At 74.0% G+C, this 6,762-nt stretch carries 8 protein-coding genes; 4 read left to right on the top strand and 4 right to left on the bottom strand.

All coding sequences use genetic code 11. From position 1 onward, the window contains the following. Positions 1 to 109: 109 nt before the first annotated feature. The 4 genes from FNX44_RS22015 (at position 110) to FNX44_RS22000 (ending at position 3,398) form a co-directional block, all read left to right on the top strand. Positions 110 to 1,390, top strand: a complete 1,281-nt coding sequence (locus FNX44_RS22015) for a serine hydrolase domain-containing protein (protein WP_143650495.1) — start codon at positions 110 to 112, stop codon at positions 1,388 to 1,390. A 111-nt stretch (positions 1,391 to 1,501) separates the two neighbouring features. Then, complete coding sequence (locus FNX44_RS22010) at positions 1,502 to 1,942, top strand: SPW repeat protein (protein WP_143650493.1); 441 nt, start codon at positions 1,502 to 1,504, stop codon at positions 1,940 to 1,942. 251 nt (positions 1,943 to 2,193) lie between these two features. Beyond that, positions 2,194 to 2,856, top strand: a complete 663-nt coding sequence (locus FNX44_RS29565) for a CPBP family intramembrane glutamic endopeptidase (protein ID WP_323369580.1) — start codon at positions 2,194 to 2,196, stop codon at positions 2,854 to 2,856. Positions 2,857 to 2,945: 89 nt separating this feature from the next. Beyond that, the gene (locus FNX44_RS22000; protein WP_143650491.1) at positions 2,946 to 3,398 is read left to right on the top strand and encodes a VOC family protein; all 453 of its coding nucleotides are present in this window, start codon (positions 2,946 to 2,948) and stop codon (positions 3,396 to 3,398) included. A 15-nt stretch (positions 3,399 to 3,413) separates the two neighbouring features. On the opposite strand, the gene FNX44_RS21995 is transcribed toward FNX44_RS22000, so the two are convergent. The 4 genes from FNX44_RS21995 to FNX44_RS21980 form a co-directional block, all read right to left on the bottom strand. Further along, positions 3,414 to 4,121, bottom strand: coding sequence for an alpha/beta hydrolase (locus tag FNX44_RS21995; RefSeq protein ID WP_323369579.1), 708 nt, complete (start codon positions 4,119 to 4,121; stop codon positions 3,414 to 3,416). Positions 4,122 to 4,232: 111 nt separating this feature from the next. Next, entirely contained in the window at positions 4,233 to 4,613 is a 381-nt protein-coding gene (locus FNX44_RS21990) for a hypothetical protein (protein ID WP_143650489.1), read from the bottom strand. Positions 4,614 to 4,727: 114 nt separating this feature from the next. After that, complete coding sequence (locus FNX44_RS21985; protein WP_143650497.1) at positions 4,728 to 5,714, bottom strand: sigma-70 family RNA polymerase sigma factor; 987 nt, start codon at positions 5,712 to 5,714, stop codon at positions 4,728 to 4,730. A 129-nt stretch (positions 5,715 to 5,843) separates the two neighbouring features. Further along, complete coding sequence (locus FNX44_RS21980; protein ID WP_143650487.1) at positions 5,844 to 6,632, bottom strand: VOC family protein; 789 nt, start codon at positions 6,630 to 6,632, stop codon at positions 5,844 to 5,846. Between the last annotated feature and the right edge of the window lie 130 nt (positions 6,633 to 6,762).

The following is a 6,762-nucleotide window of genomic DNA, read 5'->3' as shown; positions in this document are numbered from 1 at the left end:
CCCCCGAGCCGGGTGCCTGCCCGCCGACGAGGAGGGCGGCCCGCCGGATGGGCCCGGCGCCGGTCGCCGACCAGGCTGTTGGCGACCGCCCACAACCGAGGGGGAACCCATGCGCACCACCCGGACCACCCGCGCCGTGGCGGCGACAGCCGCGCTCGCCGCCCTGCTCACGCTCGCGCCCGCACAGGCCGCGACGGCCCTCGCCGGCCCGGCCGCCGCCCCCGGCCACGGCCTCAACCCCGGCCCCGACCGTGCGAGCACCGGCCGGTCCTCGTTCCAGGCAGACGTCTCGGCGGCCCTCCGCGAGGCGGACTTCGTCAGCCTGGCCGGTGAACTCCGCGTCGACGGCCGCTCGGCCAGGGCCCGCGCCGGCGTCGCCGACCTGCGCACCGGCGCGCCCGTACCGGCCCGTACGACGTTCCGCATCGCCAGCACCACCAAGACCTTCGTCGCCGTCACCCTGCTCCAACTCGTCGGCGAGGGAAGGCTGTCGCTGGACGACCCGGTCGAGCGCTGGCTGCCCGGCGTGGTGCGCGGCAACGGCAACGACGGCAACGCCGTCACCGTGCGCAACCTGCTCCAGAACACCAGCGGCATCCACAACTACACCGACATCCTGGAGGACGAGGACAGCGCGGCGGAGTTCGAGCGCCACCGCTTCCTCCGCCACACCCCGGAGCAGCTGGTGGCGCTCGCCATGCGGCACCAGCCGAGCTTCCCGCCGGCCCACAAGGACGATCCGAAGCCCGACTGGGAGTACTCCAACACCAACTTCGTACTCGCCGGCATGGTCATCAAGGCCGTGACCGGCAACAACTGGCGGGTGGAGCTGGACCGTCGGATACTCCGCCCGCTGCGGCTCACCGACACCCACGCCCCGGGCCTGGCCACCCGGCTGCGCGGTCCGCACGCCCGCAGCTACCACCGCTTCGAGGACTCCGAGGACTACACCGACACCACCGTCCGCGACGTCACCTGGGCGGACGCGGCCGGCGAGTTGGTCAGCAGCCACCGGGACGTGCACCGCTTCTTCACCGCGCTGCTGGCCGGCGGCCTGCTGCGGCCCGCGGAGCAGCGCGCGATGCTGCGCACGGTGCCGATGCCGGGGATGTACCAGGACGTGTGGCCGGGGGCCCGCTACGGACTCGGAATCATGTCCCAGAGCCTGCCGTGCGGCGGCGTGCGCTGGAACCACGGCGGCGATCTGGCCGGCACGACCGCCCGGAACTCCTTCACCGCCGACGGCCGCTTCGGGATCTCCCTCGTCAGCAGCGGCAAGCGGTACGAGGACCAGGCGATCTACCAGCAGGAGGCGGCACTCCAGAAAGTGATCGACCGCTCGCTGTGCGCCAGCGGCGCCGGCTCCTCCGGTACGCCACAAGGCGGTTGAGGACTCAACTCGTCGGTAATTTTGTCCTAGACCTACCGTTTTGCCGGTATGCACGGCACAATGAGATCGCGGTCAGGCTTGTGTTTCCTCTGTCCCAAGGGGGCGAATCGCATGGCCGATATCTCGCACGCCCGCGGCGACCTCAGTGGTCACCCGGACGCCACGGAGATGCGGGCCCGGTACGACCGCGTACTGGGCGGCAGGGACGTCGCGCTGGTGGACGGCCCGGTGTTCCTCGCCGGTCTCTACCTCGCATGCTCCCCGTGGATTGTGCATTTCACCGCCAACCAACCGGCGCTGACCGTGCACAATCTCATCATCGGTGGCGCCATAGCCGTCATGGCTCTTGGTTTCACCATGGCCCCTGAGCGCATGTACGGGCTCAGTTGGGCGATGTGCGCCATCGGCGCCTGGCTGGTGGTCTCAGCGTGGATCGCCGGTACCAACCCCGACGCCGGAGTCATCTGGAACAACGTCGTCATCGGTGCTGTCGTCTTCTGCATGGGCCTGGCCTGCGCGGCCACGGCGATGCGGGTGAAGAAGCGCGACTGATCGCGACGTCCCGAAGGTCAGAGGCGTCTGACGAACGCGAAGGAAGTGATGTGGAAGAGCAGGGCAAGCAAGACACACGGTCCTGTGCGCGCCGCCCCGTCGACTCTCCAGCCCCGGGGGCGGCGCGCACCTCCACGTCCGGATCGCGCACAGCCGGATCGCGCACAGCGGGGCGCCGCGCACCCACGCGGCGCCCCGGCGCACGACGTACGGCGGCGGGCGCGGTTGTCCTGCTGGCTGCCACCAACGTCGTGGCCAACCGGGTCGCTCCCCGCACCTCCGTACCCCTCTCGCTCACCACCGCCACCGCGCTCGCCGCCCTCGCCCGCGCCCGGGGCCACGGCTGGTCGGCACTCGGCCTCGGCCCCGACCGGCTCGGCCACGGTGCCCGGCTCGGCGGACGGGCGGCGGCGGCCGTCGCCCTCCTCTACGCCGCCGGCGCCCTGCTGCCCGCCACCCGGCCGCTCTTCGCCGACCAGCGCGCCGCGCCCGACCTGCCCGGCCTGCTCCGCCAGTCCCTCGTGGACGTACCGCTGGGCACGGTGCTGCCCGAAGAGATCGCGTTCCGCTCGGTCCTGCCCGCCCTCCTCTCCGACGCCTTCGGCGAACGCGCGGGGCGGGCACTTCCCGTGCTGCTGTTCGGCCTGTGGCACGTACTCCCCTCGGCCGACCTGGTCACCGCCAACCCGGCGCTCGCCTCCGCCTCCGCCGCGGGGACCGGCGCCCGGCGCACCACCGCCGCGCTCGGCGCGGTGGTCACCACCTCCGTCGGCGGCGCACTCTTCACCGCCGCCCGCGCCCGCAGCGGCAGCCTGCTGGCCCCCGCCCTCCTCCACGCCGCGCTCAACTCCCTCGGCTACCTCGCCGCCTGGACGGTGACCCGGCCGCGTGGGCAGCGCCGGGGCCGTGGGTAGCGCCTGGCCGGTAGTCCCGTCGGGGGCATGGCCGCTGTCGGTGGTGTGCGGCAGGCTGGGAGCCACGTCCCGATCCGTCGGAGGTGGCGATGGCAACACGGCTACAGGTGACCGTCGACTGCGCGGACCCCACGCGCCTCGTCGCCTTCTGGGCGGAGGCGCTGGGCTACGTCCCGGCGCCCCCGCCGGACGGCTTCCCCGACTGGCGGTCCTACTACCGCCGCATCGGCGTGCCCGACGAGGAGCTCCCCGAGGAGGCCGACGTGACCGACTCGGTCGTCGACCCCGCGGGTGTCGGGCCCCGGCTCTGGTTCCAGCAGGTCCCGGAGCCGAAGGCCGGCAAGAACCGCCTCCACCTCGACCTGCGGGTGACGGCGGGCCGGGCGGTGCCGCTCGCGGAGCGCCGCCGCCAGGTGGACGCCGAGGTGGCCCGGCTGCGGGACGCCGGCGCCCGACTGCTCCACGTGCTCGACACCGAGGGCGTCGACCACTACGCCGTTGTCATGCAGGACCCCGAAGGCAACGAGTTCTGCGTCTGCTGACCCACCGCCGCGCCGTCAGCCGGTCGCCAGGTCCGTGGGCAGCAGGGGGTGGTAGCCGGACCCCGGTGGGGCGGCGAGCGCCGCGGTGATCTCCGGAGGCATCAGGGTGGGATCGAGAACGCCGCGTACCAGCCGGCCGACCAGATCGTGCCAGACCGTGGCGCGGCGCAGCAGCGCGTGGTCGCTGCCGGTGATCTCCACTCCGCAGGCCCGCACTCCGGCGGCCTTCGCCCGGCCGACGAAGCGCCATGACGCCGTGGGGTCCGTCATCCGGTCCTGGTCGGAGTGGAGCAGGACGACGGGGCGGCCGGTGAGGTGCGCGGTGGGTTCGTCGTCGGGGCACCAGGGAGCCAGCGCCACCACCCCGCGCACGGCCTCGTGGCCGCCGATGTGCAGGGCGGCCCGGCCGCCCATGGAGTGCCCGAGCAGCACCACCGGCATCGGCCCGTACGTCTCCAGCAGCGTCTCCAGGGCCGCCCTCGCGTCCTGCGCCGGGTCGGCGCGGTCGCCGTTCCAGCCACGGTGCCGGTAGCGGACCTCGGCGACCACGACGGGCGCGTCGGCCGCGCGGGTGACGGTGGTCGCGAAGGGCCGCATCCGCTTGGAGGGCAGGTTGAGGGCGGTGGGCGGCTCCAGACCGTGCGCCCGGCCGCCGTGCAGCAGCAGGACAAGCGCGTGCGGGTCGGGCGGCGTCGCGTACAGCCTCGGCGGATGGTGCTCCACTGACCTACCTGCCTCTCCACCGCGCCGGGGCGCGGTCGGTTCCGTCCGGTGGCCACCGCCGCCCGCCGCGGGTGGTGGCGGCCCCGGCGCCGAGACGGCGGCCGCGTGGCCTCACCCCCGCCCGGTGCCGGTACCACCGCGGGCCAGGCCGGCCACCGTGAGCGCGCCCCAGCCGAACGAGATCGCGACCGCCTTCAGCCTACGATCGCGCGGCAGGGTGGCCGCGAGCAGCACGCCGTCGCCGAAGTCGGCGGCCAGCCGTACGGCGGCGGCCACCCGCATCGCCGGGCCCGGCGGCGCGCACAGCATGGCGACCCCGCTCGCCGCGTCCCGCCAGCCCAGCGGGCGCAGCGAGACGGCCGTGTGCTCGGCGACCCGCCCGCGGTCGTCGGTGAGACCGGAGGGCCGGGCGAGCAGCTCCGGCCGGGCGGTGACGGCGAGTCCGTACAGGGCGGTGGCGGCGCCCACGATCCGCAGCAGTCTGGTGTCCATACCCGTTGTTCCTCTCCGCCGACGCTTCCGGACGCCTGCGCGGACCGCCTTCTCCCGGCGGACCGCCTTCTCCCGGCGGGCGGCGGCGCGGCGGGCGGCGGCGTCGGCGGCGGCTCAGGCGGGTATCTCCGCCGGAAGACCGAACTTGTCGAACAGGGCCCGGTCGAAGAAGGCGACCACGTGCGACACCGCGCCCTCCCGCAGCGAGAGCACGTGCAGGTTCCACGGCTGGAACGGGCCGTTCCCGCCCTCCCGCAGATACAGCGCGAACGAGGGCTGGCCGTTCAGCTCGGCGGGTATCAGCCGCATGTCGCCGGGGCCGGCCGGGCAGCTGGTGCGGATGAGCTCGCCGATGTCGGTGGGGCCCTGGTACCAACTGAGGAAGGGCGGCATCTCCCAGACGGCGTCGGAGGTGAACAGGTCGACGATGGCCGCGATGTCCTTGCGCTCGAACGCCACCACGTACCGCTCCAGCAGCTCCCGCTGCTCCGCCGTGGTGGGCGGGCTCACCGACTCCTCCGTCGGCGTCACCTCCTTGAGCTGTGCGCGGGCGCGCTGGAGCGCGCTGTTCACCGACGCCGTGCTCGTCTCCATCAGCTCGGCGACCTCGGCGGCCTTCCACCGCATCACGTCCCGCAGCAGCAGCACCGCGCGCTGGCGCGGCGGCAGGTGCTGCAGAGCCGCGACGAACGCGAGCCTGATGCTCTCCTTCGACGTCACGATCGTCGCCGGGTCGTCGCCCTCCGCGCCGACCATGGCGTCCTGGACGGGCTCCAGCCAGTCGACCTCCGTCCGCTGGGCGAGGACGTCGGACGGGTCGGAGTTGGGGCTGCCCAGGCCCGTCGGGAGCGGGCGCCGCTTGCGGCTCTCCAGCGCGTCCAGACAGGTGTTCGTGGCGATGCGGTGCAGCCAGGTGCGCATCGAGGACCGGCCCTCGAAGTTGTCGTAGGCGCGCCAGGCCCGCAGGTAGGTCTCCTGGACCAGGTCCTCCGCGTCGTGCACCGAGCCGAGCATGCGGTAGCAGTGCGCCAGCAGCTCCCGCCGGTACGGGTCCGCCAGACGCGGGAACTCCTCCTCCTTGAGCTGCTGGTTCTCCCGCATGGTCACGCCCTCTCGTCGGCTGGACTACCTCGGCTCCCGCCATCGTGGCAGACGCCACTGACAACGCCCCTCGACCGCCCTCGGGCACCGCACACGCCCCGCTCGTCCGGCTCCGCTCACCCGCCCCGCTCACTCCGGAGATTGCGGGGTGATCAGCGCGCAGACCGCGCCCACCGGGTCGGCGAACATCGCCATCCGCCCCACGTCCGGCAGGTCCATCGGCGGCACCAGGGTGGCGGCGCCCTGCTTGACCGCGGCGTTCAGCGCGCCGTCGCAGTCGGTCACCGCGACGTAGGGGTGCCACTCGGGGCCTGAGCCGACGTCCCGCTCCTCCCCCGGCAGCTCGAACAGGCCGCCGAAGCCGTCCTCCACACCGCCGCCGAACGGTGCCAGGACGCTGTACTCGACCTCCGCCATCGGCGCCGGGTGCAGCGCCCACGAGAACAGCGCCCGGTAGAAGGCACCGGCGGCCTCGGCGTCCGTCGTGTACAGCTCGACCCAGCACAGCGCGTTCGGCTCGCTGACGACGTCCAGGCCGAGGACGTCGCCCGGCTGCCAGAGCGCGAAGTCCGCGCCGGTGGGGTCGGTGAGCGCCGCCGTGAGGCTGCCTCCCGGGGCGTCCGCGGGGCCGGCCCGCACCGTGCCGCCGACCTCGCGGGCGGCGGCGATCGTGGCGTCCACGTCGGGGGTGGAGAAGTACACCGTCCACGAGGGCCCGGTGTCGTACTCGGCCAGCGGGCGGACGGCCGCCGCCGTGCGTCCGTGGAGTCTGAGCAGTCGCAGACCCTCCGGGTCCGGCCCGCCGGGTTCGACCGTCCAGCCGAAGACCTCCCCGTAGAAGCCGGCCGACGCGTCGACGTCGGGACTGGCCAGATCGAGCCAGTTCGGTGAGCCGGCGAGGTGGCTTGTGGTCAGCATCGGCCCGAACCTCCCAGGTGCGCGGCGCGGCCGGTGGACCCGGAACGGCCCGCGTTCCCGCCTGCGCCGGGCGTCAGGCCCCGCCGCCGGGCAGCCGCCCGGGTCCCTCCCAGCAGCCTAGGCGCCATCC

The sequence above is a fragment of the Streptomyces alkaliterrae genome (assembly GCF_007097205.2).
Taxonomy (GTDB): Bacteria; Actinomycetota; Actinomycetes; order Streptomycetales; family Streptomycetaceae; genus Streptomyces; species Streptomyces alkaliterrae.
The sequence above is the reverse complement of the archived record's forward strand: the minus strand, read 5'-3'. Positions and strand labels throughout refer to the sequence as shown.